This window comes from Kitasatospora sp. NPDC056181, assembly GCF_042266225.1.
Classification (GTDB): domain Bacteria; phylum Actinomycetota; class Actinomycetes; order Streptomycetales; family Streptomycetaceae; genus Kitasatospora.
Window position 1 is genome coordinate 85,194 of the sequence record NZ_JBHJUK010000006.1, and the last position, 22,954, is coordinate 108,147.

Sequence of the window (22,954 nt, forward strand, 5' to 3'; positions counted from 1 at the left end):
GCCGCGTTCGGCGGTCGATGGCGTGATATCGACCGGCCCCCTTGTCGGCGCGTATCGCCTCCGTAACATGACCGGATGTCGGATTCGGTCGCGCAGGGAGGATCCCGCTGGAGCTGCACTTCAGCACGCTCGGATCGCTCAGGGCGCGGCGAGGCGATCGGGAGCTGCGGCTGAACCGGGCTCGGGACCGCGCGGTGCTCGCCGTCCTTCTCGCGAACGCCGGGCGGCCGGTGCCCGTGACGGAGATCATCGACGGCGTCTGGGGCGAGGAGGTGGACGAGGCGCCGGACCGGGCCAGGGGGCTGCCGGCCACCATGTACCGGCTGCGCAATGCCCTGGCCGGCGCGGACGGCACCGTCGAGGGCGGCAGTGTCCTGCGGCACGTCGGCAAGGCCTATCGGCTGGAGGCGGACCCGGCCAACATCGACCGCACGGTGTTCCTCGCCGAGCTCGCCGCCGCCACCGCCGCCCGCCGCAACCGGCAGCCCGAGCGGGCCCACGCCCTGCTCACAGCCGCGCTCGGCCGCTGGTCCACGCCGGTGGCCCTGGACGGCGTGCCGGGCCCGTTCGCCGAGCACGACCGCCGGATGCTGGCCGGGCGCCGGGATGAGGCCCGGCTGGCCCGGCTCGAACTCGACGTCGAACTCGGGCTACCGCTCACGGCGGAACCCGCCCCGGAGCAGGCCACCGTCGTCCCCCACGCGCTCGCGCTGGCCCGGGCCGGCCGTACCGAGCAGGCCCTCGCCCTGCTCGCCGGCTCCGCCCCCGGCGGCGAGGCGGCGGCTCTGGCGGCACGCCTCCGCGGCCGGGCCACCGACCTGGCGGACTGGACGCCCTGGGCCTCCCGGACCGCCCCCCGGCAGGTTCGCCGGCCGTTCCAACTCCCGCCCGACGTTGCCGACTTCACCGGCCGAGCGACCCTGCTGACGGAGCTCGCCGCCGCCCTGGCCGGGCCGGGACCACGGTGGGTCACCGTCACCGGGCCGCCCGGCTACGGCAAGAGCGCGCTCGCCATCCACGCCGCACACCTGCTCGCTCCCGGCCATCCCGACGGCCAGCTCCACGCCGACCTGGGCGGGAAGGCCCCCGGCGCGGATCCGGCCGCCGTCCTGGCCGCCTTCGTGCGGGCCCTGGGCGTCGAGGAGCACGCCGTCCCGCCGGGCCTCGCCGACCTGCGCGCGCTCTACCTCCGGCTGCTCGCCGGACGGCGTGTCCTGGTGCTGCTCGACGGCGCCGTCGAGGCCGAGCAGGTCCGCCCGCTGCTGCCGGCCGAGTCCGGAAGCGCGGCTCTCGTCACCGCCGGCCGACCGCTGCCCGGTGGGCACACCGTCACCGTCGGCCGGATGACGCCCGACGAGGGGATCGCGTTGTTGTCCCGCGCCCTGGGCGCCGGGCGCCTGGCCCGGGAACCGGACGCGGCGCGGGCCCTGGCCGCTGCGTGCGACCATCAGCCCCGTGCCCTGCGGCTGGCCGCGAGCCGCTTGGTGGGCCGTCCCGCCTGGCCGGTTTCCGCCCTCCTTTCGCACCCTCGCGAATAGCATCCGTCTGCGAATAAACGCAAGCGTTCATCCCTCGCCAACCGGCCCGTCACAAAATCCCGTCGGCAGCCGCGATCACCATCTGATCAAGTGAGCCGACCGAAATCTCCGGCGATGGGAAGAGGACGAACTGATGAGTGGGACCGTCATATATATCAACCGCGCGCCGGCCGGCAGCGCCGCCGAGCACGACCAGGCGCGCCTGATCATGCAGGGCGACGGCCGCCCGGTCGCCCACCACGCTCCGGACGGCAACCGGTCCGACCGGTACGCGACCCGGGCGTCCAGCACGGGCGGCTGCGACACCAAGGCGGTCAGGCGTGCCGTCGGCCGGCTCCACGGCAGGATCGCCGGCCCGGGCTCCACCGAGAGCCCCCACGTCGTCCGGCCGGTGCCGGAGAACCACTGAGTCCCACGCGCCGTGCCCCGGCGCCCGGCCCAGTCCCCAGCCCTCAGCCCCCAGCCCTCAACCCTCAGTCCCCAGTCCCCAGCCCGCTGCGAATCCCCCACGCGCCCCGCCATCCACCAGCCCCGGCGCGCCGTCCAACCCGGGGCCCGACGAGCCGCCGGGAGAACCGTCATCGCCACCGAGCCCGTACCCGCCACCGAACGCACACCCACCAGCACGCCGGACCTGCGCTTCCACCTGCTCGGCCCGCTCACCGCCCGGGTCGGCGACCGCCGCCTCGACCTTGGCCGCAGCCAACAGCAGGCCTTTCTCGCCATGCTGCTCGCCCACCCTGGCCGGCCGCTGACCGCCGCCCGCCTCGCCGAGGGCATCTTCGACGAGGACCACCCGCCGACCCGGCCCAAGTCCGTCCTGGCCACTCACGCCTACCGGCTGCGTCGCGCGCTGCGCGACCACCACGCCGCACACCTCCTGGTCACCGTCGACGGCGGCTACCGCCTCGACGTCCCCGCCGAGTCGCTGGACTCCGTCGTCTTCGACCGCCTCGTCGCGCAGGCGGAGGACCCCGCCACCGACCGGCCGCGGGCCCGCGACCTGTTGACCCGGGCGCTGACCCTGCACGAGGGCGAGCCGCTGGCCGGACTGCCCGGCGGCCATGCCGTCGAGCTGCGCCGCCACCTGGCCGAACGCCGGGTGGCGGTACTGGAGGCGAAGCTCGCCCTCGACGTCGACCTGGGGGACAACCCGTCCTGCCTGGTCGAGCTCGATCAGGCCGTGTTCGCCCACCCGTTCCGCGAGCGGTTTCGCGCCCTGCTGATGCTGGAGTACCACCTGGCGGACCGCCCGGCCGAGGCGCGGGCCGTGTACGCCGATGCCCGGCGCGACTACCGCACCGAGGGGCTGGACTGCCCGGAGCTCGATGCACTGCACACGCGGATTCAGCGCGCCGATCCCACCCTCGGCACGGCGACCCGCCCCGTGGGCCGTTCGGCCGCTGCTCCCGGCCGGCCGGTTCCCGACCGGGGGACGGACTCCAACAGCTCGCCGGTCCCGGAACAACTTCCCACTCCCCTGGTCGACTTCACCGGCCGGCAGAGCGCCGTTGCAGAGCTGACCGCCGTGCTCACCCGGCCCCACCCGGGCGCCGTGGTCATCTCGGCGGTCAACGGAATCGGTGGTTCCGGAAAGACCGGTCTGGCCGTGCACGTCGCCCACGTCCTGCGCGCGCGGTTCCCCGACGGCCGACTGCACCTGGACCTGCGCGGCACCCAGGCCGACCCGCTCGACCCGGCCGAGGCACTCGGCCTGCTGCTGGCCTCGCTCGGCGTCGCGGACCGGGAGATCCCGGCGGACCCGGCCGAGCGCGCCGCGCTCTACCGCACCACCGTGGCCGACCGCCGCCTCCTGGTGCTGCTCGACGACGCGGCCTCCGTCGAGCAGACCGTCCCGCTGCTGCCCGGTGCTCGGACCTGCGCAGTCGTGGTCACCAGCCGAGTCTGGCTGACCGGCCTCCCGGGCGCCCACCACCTCCACCTCGACGCGATGGAGCCGGCCGAGGCGCTGGACCTGCTCGCCACCGCCGCCGGCCGCGCCCGGACCGAGGCCGAGCCCGAGGCCGCCACCGCGATCGTCACGGCCTGCGGCCTGCTGCCGTTGGCCGTACGGGTGGCCGGCTCCCGGCTGGCCGCCGACCCTGCGCAGTCCCTGGCCGGCCTGGCCTCCGCCCTGGCCGACGAGCAGACCCGACTCGCCGAACTCGCCCATCACCACACGGCGGTGGAGCCCGTCCTGGCGCTCTCCTACGCCCGGCTCGACAGCGAACGGGCCCGCGCCTTGCGACTGCTCGCCCTCCCGGACACGGCCGTGCTCGGCCTGGGCCCGGCCGCAGCACTGCTCGACCGCGTCCCGGAGCGCACCCGCGAGCTCCTGGAGACCCTGGTCGACCTGAACCTGCTGAACTCGCCGGCCGCCGACCGGTACGGGCTCCACGACCTGCTGCGGGTCTTCGCCCGTCGGCGCGGCGCCGACGAGGACGACCCGGCAGAGGTCTCGGCCGCGTACGCCCGGCTGCTCGCCTCCTGTCTGGCCACCGCCCGCAACGCCGAGGCGACCGCCCACCACGTCGAGCACACCCGTCGCAGCCTGATCACGGCGGAAACCGCCGCGCCCGGGAGGACCTTCGACACGGTGGAGGACGCCACCGCCTGGCTGCGCGACCAGACCGAACTCCACCAGGCCGTGATCCGCCGGGCCTGCCAGGACCCGGCCCTGCCGCTCGCCCAGGCCGCCGACCTGACGGACAAGATGGGCTCGATCCTGTTCGGCCGCGACTACGCGACCACGGTCGGTGACCTGGCGGCCCGGGTCGCCGAAGCCGCGCCGGCCCGCGGCGAACGGGACGCCGAGGCGCTCGCCCGCTCCGTCCGTGGCAGCATGCTCTGGCACGCCGGCTCCTACGCGGCGGCGGGCGAGGAGCTCCGCCGCTGCCTGCCACTGTGCGCGGGGGCGGCGCTGCGCCGACTGCGCGCCAACGTCCTCCAACTGCTCGGGGCGAACGCGCGGGTGCTGGGCGACTTCGAGGCGGCGATCGGTCCGCTCGAAGAGGCGTCGTCGCTGTTCCACCAGCTCGACGACGAGACCGCCGAGGGCCTCGCCCTCGGCGAGCTCGGGTACAACCACGCCAGGTGCGGCCACCTCGCCCGGGCCCGCGCGGCCGGCGAGCGGTGTGCCGAGCTGACCGGTGGTGAGGTGTCCATCTCCTCGTCCGTCGGAAGCTACTACCTGGCCCGGATCCTCCACCCCTGCGGCGACCTCGCGCGGGCTCTGGAACGGGCGGAAGGCGCCCTGGCCCGATTCCGTTCCTTCGGCATGCCCGCCTTCCATGCCGCGACCGGCGGCCTGATCGCCCGGATCCACCTCTCGGCCGGGCGGCCGACGGCCGCCGTCCGGGCCGCCGAGGAGGCACTTCCGCAGGCCCACTGCGTCGGCGGGATGCTGGAGGGCACCGTGCTGCGCACTCTCGGCCAGGCCCTCGCCGACCTGGGCCACCGCAGCCGGGCGCGTGCCTGCCTCGGACAGGCACGCGAGCACTTCCGGCGGCTGGACCTCGACGCCGACGCGGCCGAGACCGAGCAGCTGCTCGGCGTGCTCATCGAATGTCCATCGCCATGACCGAGCCTCATGTCGTGCCCCGGTCAACCCGACCGGGCCAGTAGGGAGGGAATGCACATGCCCGTCAAGGGAATCCGCCGGGTCGTCCTGGGCCTGGCCACCACCGCGCTCGCCGGCGGGATCGCACTGACCGGTGCCGGGACGGCTTCGGCATCGAGCGGCGGCGGCTGCGCCGGCCCGGGGTGGAAGCAGACCTGCATCAGCGCCGGCGGCGGCCAGGTGTCGGCGCAGGTGACCACCAACTTCGCCACGAACAACTGCACCGAGCAGATCATCATCTGGGACTACACCACCGGCAGCCAGGCGATCTCCACCTCGTTCCCCTGCCGCTCCGGCCAGTACTCCTACACCTACACCCTCACCAACCCGACCCCGGGCCACGACTACAAGGCCGAGGCCCGCTTCTACTGGCAGCCCGGCAGCGGCTACGACTACCAGCTCAGCCCCGACCTCTGGTACTGAGCCACCGGGTGTGAGGTGACACGGCCCGCTACCCCCGTGGGCCCTGAGCCCGCACCGCGTCCCGCTCCCGACACCCACGGGGGCGGGACGCCCGGTCAGGTGACCAGGCCGTGGCGGTAGGCATAGATGACGGCCTGGACCCGGTCGCGGAGTTGAAGTTTGGTGAGGATGCGGGAGACGAAGGTCTTGACGGTCTCCTGGCTGATGATGAGGATTGCGGCGATCTCGCTGTTGGAGAGGCCGTCGGCGATGAGACGGAGAACCTCCAGTTCGCGAGGAGTGAGCGGGATGTCCCGGTGGGTCTTCTCGGCGGGGCGGATTCGGGCGGCGTAGCGCCCGACGAGGCGGCGTGTCACGTCGGGGTCGAGGAGGGCCGCGCCGGTGGCCACGGTCCGGATGCCGTGGAGCAGTCGGTCCGGAGGGGCGTCCTTGAGGAGGAAGCCGCCGGCGCCGGCGCGCAGTGCCTCGTAGACGTATTCGTCCAGGTTGAACGTGGTCACCACGAGGACTTTGACGGGGTGGGGCACTCCGGCGCCGGCCAGCAGGCGGGTGGCTTCGAGGCCGTCGAGGACCGGCATGCGGATGTCCATCACGACGACGTCGGGTCGTACCTTGCGGGCGAGGTCGACCCCGGTCCGTCCGTCTCCGCACTCGCCCGCCACCTCCATGTCGGGCTGGGCACCAATGATGGTGACCAGGCCGGTGCGGACCAGCATCTGGTCGTCGCAGACCAGGACCCGGATCGGTGCGCTCACGAGGTGCCGTCGGCGGGAATGCGTGCCCGGACGGTGAAGCCGCCGTCCGGGCCGCGGCCGACGCTGAAGTCGCCGCCCAGAACGTCGACGCGCTCGCGCAGGCCCGCCAGGCCCCGTCCGCTGCCGGCGGCGACGGCGGTGACGCGTGAGCCGGTTCCGTCCGTGCTGACCTCCACGGTGATCTCCCTCTCGCCGCGCTGAACGTGCACGGAAGTGCGGCTGCCGTGAGCGTACTTGAGGGCGTTGGTCAGTGCTTCCTGCACCACCCGGTAGGCGACGAGGTCGGCGCTGCCGGCGGATGCCGGAGGTGTGCCCCGCTCGGTGAAGTCCACGGGCTGTCCGGCCCGGCGGGTCTGCTCGACGAGCGTGAGGAGCCTGCCGACGGCCGGTGTCCTGGCCTGCCTGGCCTCCGCCGGGCCGACGCCGTGGTCGGTGCCGTGGTCGGTGCCGTGGTCGGTGTCGAAGCCGGTGCCGTGACCGGGGTTGAGCAGGTCCAGCAGGTGACGCAGGTCGGTGAGGGCGCGGCGGCCGGTGTCGCTGACGGCGGTGAGGGACTGCTCCAGCCGCTCGGGTGCGGCGGTCAGGTAGCGGGCGGCTTCGGCCTGGACGACCATCGCGGTCACGTGGTGGGTCACCACGTCGTGCAACTCGCGGGCGATGCGGCTGCGTTCGGCCGTACGGGTCTCGGCCGCCACACGCTCGCGGCGTGCGGACTCCGCGGCCCGTGCGGAACGCAGCCACGCCCCGGCTCCCCAGGCCAGGGCGAGCGCCAGGTAGAACGTCACGAACTCCGTCGCCGTCTCGCCGCCCGAACCGAGCCGGGCAAGCGCGATCGCCAGCGGCACGTACGCCACGGACAGAAGGACCACGGTGGTGCGCCGGCGCTGTTCCAAATGGAAGCCGGCACTGATCAGCGCGACGGGCAGGGTGGTCCCGGCGGCCGAGTGGTAGCCGCACAACTGGTCAAGGGCGAAGCCGCACGCCACCAGCGCGAGACAGACGACCGGCCACCGCCGGCGCACCACGAGGGAGAGACATTCGAGCGCGAGGGCCACGACGGCCGGCGCGTCGAAGGGGCGGGTCGGCAGGTCCCCGACCTGCGTCCCGTGGCCGCGCAGTCCCGGCAGGAACGACGCGACCAGGAACAGTGTCCCGAGAGGGAGGTCGCGGAGGGTGACGTCGAGCCGGCGCCACACCTGACCGGCCCCCTGAAGGCTCATCACCGGGCGAGTGTAGCGAGGGCGTCGACGCGCTCGGCACGCCGGCGGGGGACGACGTGGCCGCGCCGACGGGCCAGCCGCAGGAAGACGACGGTGAGCAGCGCGCCGAAGAGCATCGCGTACACGCTGGCCTCCGGGCCGAACTCACCGCCGGTGATCAGCTTGGCCCCCGACGTCGAGGCGTCCAGCAGTCCGTGCGTGTCGCCGTTGCCCGAGACCTCGGTGCCGAAGATGCCGGACTCCGCGAAGTTCCAGCCGAAGTGCAGGCCGATCGGCAGCCACAGGGAGCGGGTGGCGGCGTACGCGGCGGCGAGCATGCCGCCGGCCTCGATGGCGATGGCGACGCCGCCCAGCAGGGTGGCGTCCTTGTTGAGCAGGTGGAACGCACCGAACACGGTGCCGGACAGGGCCAGCGCGACGTACGTTCCGAGGCCGCGCTCCACGAGCCGGAAGAGCAGGCCGCGGAACATCAGTTCCTCCGTGACGGCGGCGCCCGCCATGAAGCCGACCAGCCCGATCGCGCCGGTCGGCGAGCCGAAGCCGTGGACCTGGTAGTCCCCGAGGAAGTAGATGTTCGCAAGGACGGATCCGAACATCGCGACCCCGATCACCAGGCCCCGCAGGAGCGACCCGGGCGCTCCCTCCCGGGCCAGTTCCGTGACGGGGCGCCGCTCGGTACGCCCCACGACCCATCGGTAGACGAGCACCGAGAGCACGGCCGTCAAGCTGCCCGAGAGGAGCGAGAGCCACGGGTTGTCCTGGACCGCGACGACACCTTGACCGCCGACCGCACCGGCCAGGACCACGGCCAGGATCTGCCACACCAGTTTCATGACGACTCTTTCCTCGGTTCCGTTTCCGGTTCCTTGTCCGGTCCGCGACCACGGCGCCGCGGCTGAACTGAACGCTAGGGAAACGGTGATCAGGAATCGTCACCTCACGGGGGACACCTGGACGTAGCTCTCACGGGGGACAGAACCCAGCCGCTCCTCCCGGGGTGCGAGCCTGTGCGGCTGCGGGGAGGCTCCGGTCACGGCGCAGAGCAGGCCGCGGTGCCGGCTGCAGCGGCTTGGCGGTCACTGTGCCGTCATGGGTTCCCGTGCACGGTGAGCGCGACGGTAGGCCAGTGGTGACAGGCCCACATACGTGTGGAAGTGCTTGCGCAGGGCGACGGCGTCGCCGAAGCCGCAGACAGCGGCGACCCGCGCGACGGTCAGGTCGGTGGACTCCAGCAGGAGGCGCGCGTGCGCCAGCCGCCGCTGCGCCAGCCACTTCAGCGGGCTGCAGCCCACCTCGCTGCGGAACCGCCGGGTGAAGGTGCGCACGCTCATGTGAGCGTGCCGGGCCATGTCCTCCAGTGTGACCGGCTCGGCCAGCCGCTCCACTGCCCACTGCCGCGTCGCCGACGTGGAGTAGTCGGTGTCCTGCGGGACCGGGTGCTCGATGAACTGTGCCTGCCCGCCCTCGCGCCACGGCGCCACCACGCAGCGCCGCGCGGCGGCCGAGGCCACCGCCGCCCCGTGATCCAGACGGACCAGGTGCAGGCACAGGTCGATGCCGGCCGCTCCGCCGGCGGACGTCAGGATGCGTCCGTTGTCGACGAACAGCACGTCCGGATCGACCTCGACGTCGGGGAACAGCCGTGCCAGCGCGTCACACAGCGCCCAGTGCGTGGTGGCTCGCCGACCGTCCAGCAGACCGGCCGCCGCGAGCAGGAAGGCCGAGGTGCACAGGCTGACGATGCGGGTCCGCGGCCCTATCCGGTCCAGAGCCGCGGCGAGTTCCTCGGGGAGCGTGCCGGTCGCGAGCAGGTGCTCGCCGGGCTCCTGCGTGGCGAGTACGACGGTGTCCGCGGTCTCCAGCACCGACTCGTCGTGGTCGACGACGATCCGGTAGTCCTCGTGCGTGCGGACCGGTCGGCCTCCGAGGGAGCAGGTACTGACGGAGTACAGGCGGGTCCCGTCCGGTTCACAGGCCTCGTTGAACACCCGGGCCGGGATGCCCAGGTCCAGCGGCAGGACTCCGTCGAGGGCGAGAACGGCAACACGATGCGGCATGGCCGGAATGGTACGACAGGTGGCTCCCCGGCCACTCACCCGCGTCCGCGAGCACACGCCAGTCTTTCTTCCGTCGGGACCGCGGTTCCGACGGAAGAGATCGGGACGGACATGAGCGAGGACAACATGAGCGAGCGCACCATGCGGGCTGTCACCGTCAGGGAGTTCGGCGGGCCGGAGGTGCTGACCGTCGAGGAGGTCGTGCGCCCCGAGCCGCTGCCGACCGAGGTGCTGGTACGTGTGCACGCCGCCGGCGTCAACCCGGTGGACTGGAAGACCCGCGAAGGGCAGGGCATGGCGGGACTGCAGACGTTCCCACTGACCCTGGGTTGGGACGTCTCCGGCGTCGTCGAGGAGGTCGGCTTCGGCGTCACCACGCTCGCGCCCGGCGACGAGGTGTACGGGATGCCGTGGTTCCCGCGCGCCGCGAACGCCTACGCCGAGTACGTGACCGCTCCGGCCCGCCAGTGGGCCCGCAAGCCGGCCACCATCGACCACACGCACGCGGCCGCCGTGCCGCTGGCGGCGCTGACCGCCTGGCAGACCGTGGTCGACACCGCCCGCGTGCAGGCCGGCCAGCGCGTCCTGGTCACGGCCGCCGCCGGCGGAGTGGGCCACTTCGCGGTCCAGTTCGCCCGGCACCTGGGCGCCCACGTGATCGCCGTCGCCAGCGACGCACGCCACCGCTGGCTCGAGGAACTCGGCGCCGACGAGACCATCGACTACACCACCACCCGCTTCGAGGACGTCGCCCACGACGTCGACGTCGTCATCGACCTGGTGGGCGACGCACATGACCGGACCAGCACCCGCTCGCTGAAGGTCCTGCGCCCGGGCGGCCTGCTGGTGGCCGTCCCTGCCGGTGTCTCCCCGGAGCTGGCCCAGGCCGCCGAGGCCGCCGGCGTGCGGGTCACTCCGTACCTGGTCGAGCCGGACGGCGCGGCGCTGGCCACGATCGCAGGCCTGATCGACGCCGGTGAAGTCCACGTCGAGGTGGAGGAGACGTTCCCGCTGGAGCGGGCCGGCACGGCACACACCCGCGTCGAGGCCGGCCGCACCCGCGGCAAGATCGTCCTGACCATCGCCGACTGACCGCCCCCGCGGGGAGTTTGGAGGAGCACCATGTACTACGAGATCCGCCGCTACCAGGCCCGGCCCGGACGCCGCGAGGAGTGGGTGCGCTACATGGAGGACGTGGTCATCCCGTTCCAGGCCTCACTGGGCATGGACGTGACCGCCTCCTTCGTCGACGCCCAGGACGAGGACGGCTACGTGTGGATACGCCGCTTCGAGGACGAGGCCCGGAGCGAAGCCCTGTACGCGGCCGTCTACCAGCACGACCGCTGGAGGAACGAGATCGGCCCGGTCGTCCACGACCTGCTGATCCCCGAGGAGTCCGTCGTCACCCACGCGGTCCCCACCCCGGCTTCGCCCCTGCGATGACCCGGCTGCGGCTGCTGCCCGCCACCGCCCCCACCCCAGCGAAGGAAACCTTGATGAGCTCCGACACACTGCGGAAGTCGGCCCCCGCCTCGTCGGTCACCCAGGCCGCCGCCGGGGCACTCATCGCGGCGGTTCGCACCGCCGCTGCCCGGATCGGCTTCACGCCGGCCATCGCCATCACCGACCAGGGAGGCCATCTGAAGGCATTCGACCGGGCCGACGACGCGCCCTTCCTCACCGCCGAGGTCGCGTTCGACAAGGCCTGGACTGCGGCCTCGTTCCACATCCCCACCCATACGTGGAACGACCACCTCGCCAACCCGCGGGTCGCACCACTGACCGGCCACCCTCGCCTGACGGCCGTCGGCGGCGGCTACCCGATCACCGAGAACGGCCGGTGCATCGGAGGGCTGGGCATCTCCGGCGGCAGCTACGAGCAGGACCAACAGGCCGCCGAAGAGGCCCTGGCCGCTCTCGGGTTCGAGCTGCCCGGTCCCTGACCGACCACCGGAGTGTGGGTCCACTGACGGCTGCAGCCCAATTGCGCTGAACCCCTCGGCCCGTCGAGCGGGCTGTCATTCCGCCTTCGGCGTGATGCGACAGGCGGTCGGACCCGTCCTCAGTCGGCCTCTTCAGTCGGCCTCAACCGGGGACGGCGGCTGCTCGTCGGCCGCGGTGGCGGTGTGGATCGGGCCGTCGGTCCGGGTGAGCGGCCGACCGGTGCCGCCCCAGCGGGCGGCGATGATCTCGGCGGCGACGGAGACTGCCGTCTCCTGCGGCGTGCGGGCACCGAGGTCCAGCCCGGCGGGGGCCGACATCCGAGCCAACTCCCGTTCTTCCAGACCGGCTTCGCGCAGACGGGCCAGCCGGTCGCGGTGGGTTCGGCGCGAGCCGAGCGCGCCGACGTACGCCAGTTGCGGCAACCGCAGCGCGGTAGCCAGCAGCGGCACGTCGAACTTGTGGTCATGGGTGAGGACGGCCACCACCGTACGGCCGTCGATCCGGCCCTCCGCGGCTTCCTCGGCCAGGTACTGGTGCGGCCATCGCACCACGACCTCGTCCGCGTGCGGAAAGCGGGAGGCGGTGGCGAACACCTCCCGCGCGTCGCACACCGTGACGCGGTAGCCGAGGAAGGACCCCAACTCGGCTACCGCGGCGGCGAAGTCGATCGCACCGAACACCAGCATGCGCGGCGGTGGGACGAACGACCCCACGAACACGGACAGTTCGCCGAGCTCGGCGAACTCCTCACCGTCCAGGCAGCGGCCCGCGGCGTCATAGTGGCGCAGCGCCGTCGTGCCGTGTTCGAGCAGGCCGCGGACGTCGAGCCCCACCGCGCGGTCCAGCACGGCGGAGCCGAGGGTGCCGCAGGCGCGGTCCGGCCAGACGACCAGGCGGCTCCCGAGCGCGCCCGGGCCGTCGCCCGGGCCGGTCACCACGGTGGCCACCGCGACGGGCTCGCCTGCGCTCAACGACGTCACCACGTCCGGCAGTTCGGGGAAGGTCCGACTGGACACGGGTTCGACGAAGATCTGGATCGTGCCGCCGCAGGTCAGCCCCACCTCGAAGGCGTCGCCGTCGCTCACCCCGTACGACCGCAGCACCGGGCGTCCCGAGATCCGGGCCTCCTCGGCCTCTTCGTACACCGCGCCCTCGACGCAGCCGCCCGAGACGCTGCCGACCACGGTGCCGGAGGCGGAAACCGCCATCGCCGCACCCGGCCGGCGGGGCGCGCTCCGGAAGGTGCTGACCACGGTGGCGAGCCCGAAGCTCTCGCCCGCGCGGTACCACGGGTACACCTCGTCCAGGATGTCACGCACGGTGCCCCCCTTGCGGACGCCGGCGGGCCCCACGCAGCCGACGCGCGACCCCGAGCAGGATCAACCCGGCGAGGACGATCGGCAGCAAGCGCTTGGCCACCGGTCCGCGGGCCGCAGCGAGCAGGTCCAGCGGCTCGCCCTCCGACGAGGCGGCCTGCGGCTCCCCCACGGGCGCGCCCGGCCCGGCGGCGGGTTCGGCAGCGGCAGGTTCGGCGGCGGCTTCGGCCGCCGGCTGCGTGGCCGGCGCGGCCTCGCCCCCGCTCTCGTGCTCGGCGGCCAGCCGCTCCTCCAGGCAGGCCGTGAACTGGCCCAGCAGCTTCCGGCTGATGTCCGTCATGACGCCCTTGCCGAACTGGGCCACCTTCCCGGTGATGCTGAGCCGGGTCTCGACGGTCACCCGGGTGCCGTCGCCGTCCGGGGCCAGCCGTGCGGTGATGTGCGCGTCGGCGTTGCCCTGGCCGTGTGTGTCGCGTCCGGAGGCGGTGAGCCGCACGGTGTGGTTCGCCTCGTCCAACTCGTCGAACGCGGCGGTGCCCCGGTACTGCACGGTCACCGCGCCGACCCGCACCTTGACCGTGCCGTGGAACCGGTCGCCGTCGACCCCGGTGAGCTGCGCCCCCGGCATGCACGGCGCGATCCGCTCGACGTCGGTGAAGAGCTCCCAGGCCGCTTCGATCGGCAGGCTCACGCGGAACTCGTTGGTGAACTCCATGTGGACGGGCCTCCTTGCCCGGATCTGCCCGGTTCCCCGAATTCCGGCCGTCGACGTACGTTCCAACGACGACCGGCCACCCGGCGATTCCCGCCGGAGCCGTCTCCGGTCAGCTCCACAGGCTCACCCGGACGGTCGGCCGATAGTGGTCCACCGGCACGCCGGTGGCCCGTGCCAGCAGGCTCTGCACGGCGGCGGGCGTGGTCACGAACCGGAACAGCGCGGACGCGGCCGGTGAGCGCCGGTCGCCGTGCAGGGCGGCGGCTCGCAGCACGCCGTTGACCGGGGTGCCGGGCACGGCGACCACGGTGAGGGTGCCGTGGCGCAGCTCGTCGCGGACGAGGTGGAGCACGGCGAGCGAGAGCCCGTCGCCGGCGACGGCCGCGCCCAGCGCCGCGCTGGCGCTGGGGAAGATCGACGCGTCGGCGTCGCCGACGCCGTGCCGCGTCAGGAAGGCGCCGCCGGGCGTCCCGGGGTCGAGCCCGCCCGGGCCGAGCAGCCAGTGCTCCCGGGACAGCCGGTCGATCGGCAGGTGCAGCCGGGCCGCGCCGACGCGGTCCAGCCGGGCGCCGGCGTGGTGCGGCGAGGCAACCACCACGAGCTGGATCCGGAGGAACGGGATGTGTTCGAGAGTGTCCGGCCTCGGCGGTGCGGCGACCGCTCCGGGCTCGGCGGCGGCCGGGCTGATCGCGACATCCGCGCGCCGGTCCAACAACAGCTCGCCGAGCGCGGTGGACGGCACCGCGAGGGTGGTGGTCTCGACGCCCGGGTGCCGCCGGACGAAGGCCTCCAGCAGCGGCGGAACGATCTGCTCGGCGGTCGTCTCGGTGGCGGCGACCCGCAGGGAGGAGCTGTCCGCGCCGGCCTGCCGGACCTGCCGGCGGGTCTCCTCGGCCAGGCCCACGATCTCGGCCGCGCCCGCGGCCAGCCGCCGCCCGCCGGGCGTCAGGGTGATCCCGCCCGCCGCCCGGACGAAGAGCCGGTCGCCGAGCTCGCGGCGCAGCACGGCGACCGCGCCCGAGACCGCGGGCTCGCTGACCCCGAGGGAGATCGCCGCGGCCTTGACCGAGCCGAGCCGGGCCACCGCGACGAACGCCCTGAGCTGTGTGAGGGTCATCGCCGCCTCCCGCGATAACAGGCCACCCCCGTATGTCAGCCGTGGACGGCTCTTAAGCATTCCCTTCAGTCGCCGTTGACCCGGGTGGCCGCCGGGGCGACAGTGCGCTCGTGCGGTGTCCGGTCCTTGCCGCGGGCCCGCCGTCACCAGTGGCACTGCACCAGGAGGCCGTCGTGCAGGTTCCCGCATCATTCGAGTACCGGCGGGCAGAGAGCGTGGACGACGCTCTCGCCCTGCTGGAGCGGTTCGGTGAGGAGGCCAGGGTCATCGCCGGCGGGCACAGTCTGCTGCCGATGATGAAGCTTCGCCTGGCCCGTCCGGGGCTTCTGGTCGACATCAACGACCTGCGTGAACTGGACTACGTGCGGCAGGAGGGCGCGGAGCTGTGCATCGGCGCGCTCACCCGCCACCGCGGCCTGCTGGAGTCCGAGCTGGTCGGCCGGCTCCTCCCGATCTTCCACGACGCCGAACGGGTGATCGCCGACCCGCCGGTGCGCAACCGGGGCACCATCGGCGGCTCGCTCTGCCAGGCCGACCCGGCGGAGGACCTGTCGGCGGTCTGCGCGGCAGTCCGGGCAGTGGCGGTCGTGCTCGGCCACGGCGGGCGGCGCTCGGTGCCGATGGCGGACTTCTACCAAGGGCCGTACGAGACGGACGTGGGGCTCGGCGAGATGCTGGTCGAGATCCGCGTGCCGATCCTGCCGAACGCCGGCAGCGCCTACGAGAAGGTGGAGCGCAAGACCGGGGACTGGGCCATCGCGGCAGCCGGCACCGCCCTGTCGCTGGCGGACGGGCGGATCGGGACGGCCGGCGTCGGGCTCGCGGCGGTCGGCGTGTCGGCCGTCGGCTACCGGCGCGCCGAGGAGAGCCTGGTCGGCCGCGAGCCGTCCGAGGAGGCGTTCGCCGAGGCCGGCCGGATCGCCGCCGAGGACTGCGATCCGGTCACCGACACCCGCGGCACCGCCGCCTACAAGCGGCACCTGGCCGGCGAGCTCACCGAACGCGCGCTTCGCCGGGCCGCCGAACGGGCCCGGCAGGCCGCGACCACGGCCTGAACGGACGGAATGGACCGGAAAGGATCTGAACGAACCGGAAAGGACCGGAAAGGACGCTCACGATGCAGGTCACCATCAATGTCAACGGCGAGGACCGCACGGCCGAGGTGGAGGCCCGGCACCTGCTGGTCCGCTTCCTCCGCGACGACCTGGGCCTCACCGGCACCCACTGGGGCTGCGACACCAGTAACTGCGGTACCTGCGTCGTGCTGTTCGACGGCGAGCCGGTCAAGAGCTGCACGATGCTGGCGGCCATGGCGGCCGGACACCGGGTGCGCACCGTGGAGAGCCTGGAGACCGCGGACGGCCTCGACCCGGTCCAGCAGGGGTTCATCGAGCAGCACGGGTTGCAGTGCGGATTCTGCACGCCGGGGATGATGATGACCGCCCGCGCGCTCCTGGACCGCAATCCGGACCCCACCGACCAGGAGATCCGCGAGGCGATCTCCGGCCAACTGTGCCGTTGCACCGGCTACTTGAACATCGTCCGCGCGGTCCGGTGGGCCGCGCACCACCCGGCGGAGGCCACCGTCGCCGCCGATGCGAGCGCGGGGAGCACGCCATGACCGCCGTTCAGGAAACCGGGTCGGCGCCCGCGGAGGAGCGCCCGATCGGCTACGGGCGGCTGAAGCGCAAGGAGGACCCGCGGTTCGTCCGCGGCAAGGGACACTACGTGGACGACGTGCAACTGCCCGGCATGCTGCACGGCGCCGTGCTGCGCAGCCCGCTGGCGCACGCCCGGATCGTGTCCGTCGACACCTCCGCGGCCGAGTCGCACCCGAAGGTCCGGGCGGTGATCACCGGTGCCACCCTGGAGGGGCTGGGCCTGGCCTGGATGCCCACCCTGTCGATGGACACCCAGGCGGTGCTGGCCACCGACAAGGTGCGCTTCCAGGGCCAGGAGGTGGCGTTCGTCGTCGCCGACGACCACTACGCGGCACGCGACGCCATCGAGCTGATCGACGTCGAGTACGAGCCGCTGCCCCCGGTGGTCGACGCGCGGCACGCGCTGGACGCCGACACGCCGGTGATCCGGGACGACCAGGAGGGCCGTACCGACAACCGCATCTTCGACTGGGAGGCGGGCGACAAGGCGGCCACCGACGAGGTGTTCGCGCGCGCCGAGCTGGTCGTCGCCCAGAACATGCTCTACCCGCGCGTGCACCCGGCCCCGCTGGAGACCTGCGGCTGCGTGGCCGACATGGACCCGGTCGACGGCAAACTCACCCTCTGGTCCACCACCCAGGCGCCGCACGCCCACCGCACCCTGTACGCGATGGTCGCCGGGCTGCCCGAGCACAAGATCCGGGTGATCTCCCCGGACATCGGCGGCGGCTTCGGCAACAAGGTCCCCATCTACCCCGGCTACGTGTGCGCGGTCGTGGGCTCGATCCTCACCAAGAAGCCGGTCAAGTGGGTCGAGGACCGCTCCGAGAACCTGATGAGCACCGGCTTCGCCCGCGACTACCACATGAACGGCGAGATCGCGGCGACCCGCGAGGGGCGGATCCTCGGCGTCCGGGTCACGGTGATCGCCGACCACGGCGCGTTCAACGGGACCGCCCAGCCCAGCAAGTTCCCGGCCGGCTTCTTCCACGTCTTCAGCGGCTCGTACGACATCGAGGCCGCCCACTGCGCCGTCACCGGCGTCTACACCAACAAGGCGCCCGGCGGCGTCGCCTACGCCTGCTCGTTCCGGGTCACCGAGGCGGCGTTCCTGATCGAGCGACTGGTGGACTGCCTGGCGGACGAACTGCACACCGACCCGGCCGAGTTGCGGATGAAGAACCTGATCCGGCCCGAGCAGTTCCCGTACCCGAGCAAGACCGGCTGGGAGTACGACTCGGGCGACTACCCGGCCACCCTGCGCAAAACGCTGGATCTGGCCGGCTACGACGCGCTGCGCCGCGAGCAGGTCGAGCGCCGGGCGCGCGGCGAACTGATGGGCATCGGGCTGTCGTTCTTCACCGAGACGGTCGGCGCCGGGCCCCGCAAGCACATGGACATCCTCGGCCTCGGGATGGCCGACGGCTGCGAGCTGCGGGTGCACCCGACCGGCAAGGCGGTGGTGCGGCTCAGCGTCCAGAGCCAGGGCCAGGGGCACGAGACGACGTTCGCCCAGATCGTCGCCGAGGAGCTCGGCATCCCGCCGGAGGACATCGAGGTGGTGCACGGCGACACCGACCAGACGCCCTTCGGACTCGGCACCTACGGCAGCCGCTCGACTCCGGTCTCGGGCGCCGCGGCGGCGGTGGTGGCCCGCAAGGTCCGCGACAAGGCACGGATCATCGCCGGCGCCATGATGGAGGTCTCCCCCGAAGACCTGGAGTGGGAGAAGGGCCGCTGGTTCGTCAGGGGCGACCCGACGGCCGCGAAGACGATCCAGGAGATCGCGCTCGCCGCGCACGGCGTGCTGGAACTGCCCGAGGGCGTGGAGGGCCATCTGGAGGCCACCACGGTCTACAACCCGCCCAACCTCACCTTCCCGTACGGCGCGTACCTCTGCGTGGTGGACGTCGACCCGGGCACCGGCGTGGTGAAGGTGCGCCGCTTCGTCGCGGTCGACGACTGCGGCACCCGGATCAACCCGATGATCATCGAAGGGCAGGTGCACGGCGGCCTCGCCGACGGCGTCGGCATGGCGCTGAGCGAGATCATCAGCTTCGACGAGGACGGCAACTGCCTGTCCGGCTCCTTCATGGACTACCTCGTGCCGACCGCACTGGAAGTGCCGGCCTGGGAGCTCGGCTACACCGTCACACCGTCCCCGCACCACCCGATCGGAGCCAAGGGCGTCGGCGAGTCCGCGACGGTCGGCTCGCCCGCAGCGGTCGTCAACGCGGTCATGGACGCCATCGGCGTCCGGCACGCCGACATGCCGCTGACCCCCGGGCGGGTGTGGCTGGCGATGCACGGAGGTGTGGAGGCGCCGCAGTGAGCGGGCGGAGCGGGGCCGGCGATCAGAAGGCGTCTGCGCGCGAAGCACCTGCCGGGTTCAGCGAGGCGGCCGCATGAGTGCCGGCCTGGCGGTCGAGCAGCGGATGGCCGAGCTGACCCGCAGTCGGGTGCCGTTCGTCAAGGCCACCGTGGTGCGTGCGCTGCACCCGACCAGCGCGCAGCCGGGAGACACCGCGCTGGTCCTGGAGGACGGCCGGATCGAGGGTTTCGTCGGCGGGGTCTGCGCCGAGGCGACCGTCCGCGTGCAGGCGCTGCGGCTGCTGCGCACCGGCGAGTCACTGCTGCTGCGGATCTCGCCCGGCGCTCCCGCGCAGCCGCAGGAGGAAGGCGAGGCGGGCACCCTCCTGGTCGCCAACCCGTGCCTGTCCGGAGGCGAGTTGGAGATTTTCCTGGAGCCGCTGCGTCCCGATCCGGTGGTGCTCGTGCTCGGCGACACCCCCATCGGCCGGAGCCTGGTCGCACTCGGCGCCGGTCTCGAGTACGACATCCGGACCGCCGCCGAGGAGGTCACCGCGGAGGAACTCGCCGACGTGGCGGCCGTGGTGATCGCCTCCCACGGACGACAGGAGGAGGGGCTGCTGACCCGTGCCGCGCGGGCCGACGTGCCGTACGTCGCGCTGGTCGCGAGCCGCCGTCGCGGCGCCACCGTGCTCGGCGGCCTCGACCTCAGCGCAGAGCAACGGGACCGGATCCACACGCCGGCCGGGCTGTGGATCGGCGCCCGCACGCCCGGCGAGATCGCCGTGTCGATCCTGGCCGAGCTGGTGGCCTCACGGCACGCCCTGTCGGTACACACCGAGGAGACGACCGCCGAACCGGCTCCGCCGTCCGCCGAACCGCGGACCGCGCTCGACCCGGTCTGCGGCATGACCGTCGCCGTCGTCGCCGACACCCCGTACTCGGACGCCCGCGGTCACCGCCACTGGTTCTGCTCGACCGGCTGCCGCGACCGCTTCGAGGCCGAGACCGCCCAGCCCGCGGAGGCGCTGTGACCGGGGCCGCCACACCCGCGACGACCGAGTCGGCCCGGGCGGCGGTCGCGCGGGCCGTACCGGACCCGCCGACCCTGCACGCCTCGCTGGACTCCCTCGGCTACCTCGCCGACCCGGGCCTGACCACCGCGCTCTACCTCGCGTTGCGCCTGCCCCAGCCGTTGCTGCTGGAGGGCGAACCCGGCGTCGGCAAGACCGAGGCCGCCCGTGCCCTGGCCGGCGTCCTCGGCAGCCCGCTGATCCGGCTGCAGTGCTACGACGGACTCGACGCCGCCGAGGCGCTGTACGAGTGGAACTATCCGCGCCAGCTGCTGAGCATCCGGCTCGCCGAGAGCCAGGGCGTGGCACTGGACGAGGCCGACCTCTTCACCGACGCCTTCCTGCTGCGCCGCCCGGTACTCGCCGCGCTGACCCACCCGGGCCCCCTGCCCGCGGTGCTGCTGATCGACGAGATCGACCGCGCCGACGACGACTTCGAGGCCTTCCTCCTGGAGGTGCTGGCCGAGGCCAGTGTCACCATCCCGGAACTGGGCACCGTGCGTGCCACCGTCACACCGGTCGTCGTCCTCACCTCCAATCGCACCCGCGACCTGCACGACGCCCTCAAAAGGCGTTGCCTCTACCACTGGATCGACTACCCCGACACCGAACGGGTCGTCGAGATCGTGCGCCGCCGCGTCCCCGGGACCACGCCCTCGCTCGCGGCCGACGTGGCAGCGTCGGTCCACCGGATGCGGACCCTGGAGGTCCAGAAGCCGCCCGGCATCGCCGAGAGTATCGACTGGGTCGGCGCGCTGACCCTGCTCGGCGTGGAGCGGCTCGACGACGCCGCCGCCGACCGGACCCTCGGGGTCCTCCTCAAGTACCGGGAGGACATCGACCTGGTACGCGACCGCGGGCTCGCCTGGCTGGTCGGCAGACCCGAGAACTGATCCCCGTGGCCGCACCGCCCGCCGGGCTCCCGCCCTTCGACCGGCCCGCCTTCGCCGCCCGCTTCGGCGCCGCGCTGCACCGGGCGGGTGTCCCGGTCACGCCCGAGCGATCGGGCCGCTTCCTGGACGTACTGCACCTGCTACCGCCCGTGGACCGGCCGACGCTGTACTGGGCGGCCCGGCTGGCCTTCGTCACGGCCCACGAACAGATCGAGCCGTTCAACCGCGTCTTCGCCGCGCTCTTCGGCGGGCGGGCGGACCCCGCCGACAACAGGGGATCCCCCGACGATCCGCCGCTCCCGGGCCTCGAACCCGGACCCGGCGCATCCCCGGCCGCCTTCCCGACACCGCCCCGCCCCGCGGCCGTACCCCTGCCGAGTGGAGCGCTCCACCGGGACGCCGCCGACGAAGCGCGCGAGCGGGCGACCCGCACCGGCGCGGAGCGGTTGGTCGGCAGCACCGCCGAAGCACTCGCGCAGCAGGACTTCGGCACCTTCGGACCGGGCGAACTGGCCCAGCTGGACCGCCTGTTGGACAACCTCGCGATCAGCCTCCCGCTGCGCCGCACCCGCCGCCGGGAGGCCGACCCGCAGGGGCGCCACATCGACCTCCGCCGGAGCCTGCGGCACAGCCTGCGAACCGGTGGGGAGACCGTCCGGCTGGCACGGTCGCACGGCCGGCTGCGCCGCCGACCGCTGGTGCTGCTGTGCGACGTCTCCGGCTCCATGGAGCCGTACACCCGCGTCTACGTGCGGTTCTTCTCCCGGCTGTGCGCACGGGCGGGGTCCGGGGTGACCGCAGAGATCTTCGTCTTCGCCACCCGGCTGACCCGTCTGACGCCGGTACTGCGGCACACGGCTCCGGATGCCGCGCTGCGCCGGGCGAGCCGGGCCGCCCCCGACTGGTCCGGCGGCACGCTGATCGGGCGGGCCCTCGCGGAGTTCAACGACCGCTTCGGACGGCGCGGCATGGCCCGGGGGGCAGTGGTGGTGATCTTCTCCGACGGCTGGGAGGGCGAGGACCCGTCAGCCGTCGGCCGGGAGACGGCCCGGCTCAGCCGACTCGCCCATCGCGTCGTCTGGGTCAACCCCCGTAAGGCCGCGCCCGGTTACGCCCCGCTCGCCGCCGGGATCGCGGCAGCGCTCCCGCACTGCGACGCCTTCGTGAGCGGGCACAGCCTCGCGGCGATGGCGGACGTCTTCGACGCCATCGCCGACCGCGAGCCATCAGCGGCAGAGCGAACCGGGAGAACCCGGTAGGCACTCGCGATACGCCCCCGGACACACCCGTTCGCTTCGATCGGTGTGCGGGCGGGCTGCCGGGGTGGTCGACTCGGCCTGTCGGAGTTCGACCGGTGTCCAGGGAGTGCGGCATGGCGATCATGGCGGTTTTCGAGCTGTCGGGGATGACCGAGGCTCAGTACGACAAGAGCGCGGAGATGGTTGCAGGCCGTCCGGGACCGGTCAGGAGCCCGGATGACTGGCCGGTGCCGGGGCTCGTCTCGCACACCGCCGCGCCCACCGCGGACGGGTGGCTCGTCGTGGACGTGTGGGAGTCGGAGGAGGCGTTCCGGGAGTTCGGCGCGGTCATCGTTCCGATTCTGAACGAACTGGGGGTTCAGAACCCGCAGCCGAGGATCTACCCGGTTCACGTCGTGGTGACCCGATAGCCCTCCGGATCCGCGCAGAGCTGCGACCGCGTGTGCCTCCGCTGGGCGGAGGAGGAGGAACCTGCCCGTCGGGGTCGGGGACCGCCCTGGCACCTGCGCTCCTGACTCCCGGTCCCGGGCAGGGCGAGCCTCCGGGGACGGCGGGGCGATCGGTTCTACTGTGCGCTCCATGGGAGAACCGACGCACTCGACCCGCCTTGAGCGCATCCTCGGCGTTCAGCTTTCGGAGGACGCGGTACGGCAGTGGCCGCAGAGCGGCGAACTCATCAGGGGGAGGTCACGGATCGCCGAGGTGGAGTCCCACTTCGTCGGGCTGAGGCTCGGGGTGGGGAGGCGGCACACCTGCGGCGACACCGTCGTCGTCGAGTGGAGCACCGACTACGGCGACGGCCGGGTGTACCGGAACGTCTCCATCGCCGAGCTCGAAGCCGGAAGAGCGGTCCGGGTGACCGACTACTGGGGCGAGCCGTTCACCCCACCCCCTTGGCGGGAGACGCTGGCAGAAAGCCTCGAGATGCCCGCCGACGGCACCTGGCCCACCGACGACGCCCTCACCCAGGACTGAGCCGCCGGCGCGCAGACGAGAATGCCCCGTCGCGCCTGAAGTCCCGCCACCGCCGCTCGACCTCCCGGATCCGGTCCCA

General features: G+C 73.1%; 22 protein-coding genes. 15 read left to right on the plus strand and 7 right to left on the minus strand.

Features of this window, described 5'->3' with window-relative positions; genetic code table 11:
- The first annotated feature begins 194 nt into the window (after positions 1-194).
- The 4 genes from ACFC1F_RS04745 to ACFC1F_RS04760 all read left to right on the plus strand — a co-directional run bounded on the left by ACFC1F_RS04745 (position 195) and on the right by ACFC1F_RS04760 (position 5,580).
- Positions 195-1,538, plus strand: coding sequence for a BTAD domain-containing putative transcriptional regulator (locus ACFC1F_RS04745; protein WP_376155665.1), 1,344 nt, complete (start codon positions 195-197; stop codon positions 1,536-1,538).
- A gap of 133 nt (positions 1,539-1,671) precedes the next feature.
- A complete protein-coding gene (locus tag ACFC1F_RS04750) occupies positions 1,672-1,947 on the plus strand; it encodes a hypothetical protein (RefSeq protein ID WP_376155667.1) in 276 nt (91 codons plus the stop codon).
- A gap of 12 nt (positions 1,948-1,959) precedes the next feature.
- Positions 1,960-5,118: a BTAD domain-containing putative transcriptional regulator gene (locus ACFC1F_RS04755; protein ID WP_376155669.1), complete on the plus strand. Its 3,159-nt coding sequence runs from the start codon at positions 1,960-1,962 to the stop codon at positions 5,116-5,118.
- 57 nt (positions 5,119-5,175) lie between these two features.
- Positions 5,176-5,580: a hypothetical protein gene (locus ACFC1F_RS04760; RefSeq protein WP_376155670.1), complete on the plus strand. Its 405-nt coding sequence runs from the start codon at positions 5,176-5,178 to the stop codon at positions 5,578-5,580.
- Between the two features lie 95 nt (positions 5,581-5,675).
- On the opposite strand, the gene ACFC1F_RS04765 is transcribed toward ACFC1F_RS04760, so the two are convergent.
- The 4 genes from ACFC1F_RS04765 to ACFC1F_RS04780 form a co-directional block, all read right to left on the minus strand.
- Positions 5,676-6,335 carry a response regulator gene (locus tag ACFC1F_RS04765; protein WP_376155672.1) on the minus strand — a complete coding sequence of 220 codons (660 nt, stop codon included), beginning with the start codon at positions 6,333-6,335 and terminating at the stop codon, positions 5,676-5,678.
- Complete coding sequence (locus tag ACFC1F_RS04770; protein ID WP_376155742.1) at positions 6,332-7,555, minus strand: sensor histidine kinase; 1,224 nt, start codon at positions 7,553-7,555, stop codon at positions 6,332-6,334. The genes ACFC1F_RS04765 and ACFC1F_RS04770 overlap by 4 nt, the downstream gene beginning before the upstream one ends.
- A complete protein-coding gene (locus tag ACFC1F_RS04775) occupies positions 7,555-8,388 on the minus strand; it encodes a lysostaphin resistance A-like protein (protein ID WP_376155673.1) in 834 nt (277 codons plus the stop codon). The genes ACFC1F_RS04770 and ACFC1F_RS04775 overlap by 1 nt, the downstream gene beginning before the upstream one ends.
- A gap of 243 nt (positions 8,389-8,631) precedes the next feature.
- Positions 8,632-9,612, minus strand: coding sequence for a GlxA family transcriptional regulator (locus ACFC1F_RS04780; RefSeq protein ID WP_376155675.1), 981 nt, complete (start codon positions 9,610-9,612; stop codon positions 8,632-8,634).
- A 126-nt stretch (positions 9,613-9,738) separates the two neighbouring features.
- Here ACFC1F_RS04780 and ACFC1F_RS04785 point away from each other — a divergent pair, with 126 nt between their 5' ends.
- Genes ACFC1F_RS04785 through ACFC1F_RS04795 form a run of 3 tightly spaced genes read left to right on the plus strand, consistent with a single transcriptional unit; the run spans position 9,739 to position 11,555 of the window.
- Complete coding sequence (locus ACFC1F_RS04785) at positions 9,739-10,704, plus strand: NADP-dependent oxidoreductase (protein ID WP_376155744.1); 966 nt, start codon at positions 9,739-9,741, stop codon at positions 10,702-10,704.
- A gap of 30 nt (positions 10,705-10,734) precedes the next feature.
- Entirely contained in the window at positions 10,735-11,055 is a 321-nt protein-coding gene (locus ACFC1F_RS04790; RefSeq protein ID WP_376155677.1) for an NIPSNAP family protein, read from the plus strand.
- A 53-nt stretch (positions 11,056-11,108) separates the two neighbouring features.
- The gene (locus ACFC1F_RS04795) at positions 11,109-11,555 is read left to right on the plus strand and encodes a heme-binding protein (RefSeq protein ID WP_376155679.1); all 447 of its coding nucleotides are present in this window, start codon (positions 11,109-11,111) and stop codon (positions 11,553-11,555) included.
- A gap of 132 nt (positions 11,556-11,687) precedes the next feature.
- Here the strand turns inward: ACFC1F_RS04795 and ACFC1F_RS04800 are convergent, their stop codons facing one another.
- The 3 genes from ACFC1F_RS04800 to ACFC1F_RS04810 form a co-directional block, all read right to left on the minus strand.
- Entirely contained in the window at positions 11,688-12,875 is a 1,188-nt protein-coding gene (locus tag ACFC1F_RS04800; RefSeq protein ID WP_376155681.1) for an XdhC family protein, read from the minus strand.
- On the minus strand, positions 12,868-13,587 hold the full coding sequence (locus ACFC1F_RS04805) for an SRPBCC family protein (protein ID WP_376155682.1): 720 nt from the start codon (positions 13,585-13,587) through the stop codon (positions 12,868-12,870). Before ACFC1F_RS04805 ends, ACFC1F_RS04800 begins: the two co-directional genes overlap by 8 nt.
- A 109-nt stretch (positions 13,588-13,696) precedes the next feature.
- Entirely contained in the window at positions 13,697-14,704 is a 1,008-nt protein-coding gene (locus ACFC1F_RS04810) for a LysR family transcriptional regulator (RefSeq protein ID WP_376155683.1), read from the minus strand.
- Between the two features lie 173 nt (positions 14,705-14,877).
- On the opposite strand from ACFC1F_RS04810, the gene ACFC1F_RS04815 reads away from it, so the two are divergent.
- From ACFC1F_RS04815 to ACFC1F_RS04850, 8 genes are all read left to right on the plus strand, one after another.
- Entirely contained in the window at positions 14,878-15,759 is an 882-nt protein-coding gene (locus ACFC1F_RS04815) for a xanthine dehydrogenase family protein subunit M (RefSeq protein WP_209414921.1), read from the plus strand.
- A gap of 62 nt (positions 15,760-15,821) precedes the next feature.
- Positions 15,822-16,325, plus strand: a complete 504-nt coding sequence (locus ACFC1F_RS04820; RefSeq protein WP_209414920.1) for a (2Fe-2S)-binding protein — start codon at positions 15,822-15,824, stop codon at positions 16,323-16,325.
- The gene (locus tag ACFC1F_RS04825) at positions 16,322-18,697 is read left to right on the plus strand and encodes an aerobic carbon-monoxide dehydrogenase large subunit (RefSeq protein ID WP_376155686.1); all 2,376 of its coding nucleotides are present in this window, start codon (positions 16,322-16,324) and stop codon (positions 18,695-18,697) included. Before ACFC1F_RS04820 ends, ACFC1F_RS04825 begins: the two co-directional genes overlap by 4 nt.
- A 73-nt stretch (positions 18,698-18,770) precedes the next feature.
- Positions 18,771-19,709 (plus strand): XdhC family protein, encoded by a 939-nt coding sequence (locus ACFC1F_RS04830; protein ID WP_376155688.1) that lies wholly within the window; start codon positions 18,771-18,773, stop codon positions 19,707-19,709.
- A complete protein-coding gene (locus tag ACFC1F_RS04835; RefSeq protein WP_376155689.1) occupies positions 19,706-20,641 on the plus strand; it encodes an AAA family ATPase in 936 nt (311 codons plus the stop codon). Before ACFC1F_RS04830 ends, ACFC1F_RS04835 begins: the two co-directional genes overlap by 4 nt.
- Before the next feature lie 5 nt (positions 20,642-20,646).
- On the plus strand, positions 20,647-21,900 hold the full coding sequence (locus tag ACFC1F_RS04840; RefSeq protein ID WP_376155691.1) for a VWA domain-containing protein: 1,254 nt from the start codon (positions 20,647-20,649) through the stop codon (positions 21,898-21,900).
- 113 nt (positions 21,901-22,013) lie between these two features.
- Positions 22,014-22,310, plus strand: coding sequence for a hypothetical protein (locus ACFC1F_RS04845; protein ID WP_376155693.1), 297 nt, complete (start codon positions 22,014-22,016; stop codon positions 22,308-22,310).
- Between the two features lie 169 nt (positions 22,311-22,479).
- Positions 22,480-22,875, plus strand: coding sequence for a nuclear transport factor 2 family protein (locus tag ACFC1F_RS04850; RefSeq protein ID WP_376155695.1), 396 nt, complete (start codon positions 22,480-22,482; stop codon positions 22,873-22,875).
- The last annotated feature ends 79 nt before the right edge of the window (positions 22,876-22,954 follow it).